Raw genomic sequence first — 921 nt, 5'->3', positions numbered from 1 at the left:
TTGCGTCGGTTTGGTCGGGTTGACACTTGCCTCAGAAGTGGATGTTTTCCCTTGCAATATGCCATGGCCATAAGCAACCACCTCCACGTGTACACGCTTACCGATATAGCGTTCCTGCGGGCTAAAAGCGGTTTCGACGCTGCCAGTCGGTGAATCAATACGTTGATAATCGAGTTTGCGGCCCCATTCATCGAGTAACGTCACCTCGACATAATGCGGAGCATCATAAGGGGTGCTGCTGTTAACCGACCAGATTACGCGCAGTTTATCCTCGGTGAAAACCGGGGCCCATATCTGCCCTGACTCCACCAGGAAGCCGTTGTTGCCATATTTTACCCCCGATACGCTGGGCATAGGCGTAGTGAACACCTGCACATCGTAAGCGCCCGTGCTGCTGGTATAAAACGCATTTTCCTGAATCGTCAGCCGAAGTCGGGTTTTGCCTTTTTTTAATGGCCCTGAGATCTGCCCTTGAGGCGTGATGGCAATGACTTCCTGATCGCTTGAACTCCACTCAACGATGGCATCGGCAGGCAGGTTCGTCGGTTTCTGTAACGTGAATACGCTGAGATCGGTCGTCGTCACGACCTCTGATGCAAAACGCACCGGTACACTTCCCTTACTTAACAGGTATGAAACGTTCACCGTCTCAGAGAGAAACTGTGCGGTTTCCTGCGTATGAAGGGAGATCAGGGCATTGCCCGGCGCGATCGGACGGAGCTCACCGCTGTCCGTTACCTGAACCACGCGTTCCCGATCGCTCTGATAGGTTAACGGTAACGATGCGCCAACATCTGGGTTAGTGAAATGGCCTTCCACAGAATACGTCTTCCCCTCCCCCCAGACAGCCGCAATCTGTTGAGTTTTGACATTGAGCCCAGGCGACGCTTTCGCAATCTGAAGCTGGTAGCTCGCACTGGC

The 921-nt window shown here is 53.3% G+C and carries 1 pseudogene; it reads right to left on the bottom strand.

From position 1 onward, the window contains the following. Positions 1–921, bottom strand: a pseudogene (locus J5224_RS30585) (hypothetical protein); the annotation flags it as partial.

The organism is Candidatus Symbiopectobacterium sp. NZEC135 (assembly GCF_025962695.1).
This window is presented reverse-complemented; position numbering and strand designations above follow the sequence as displayed.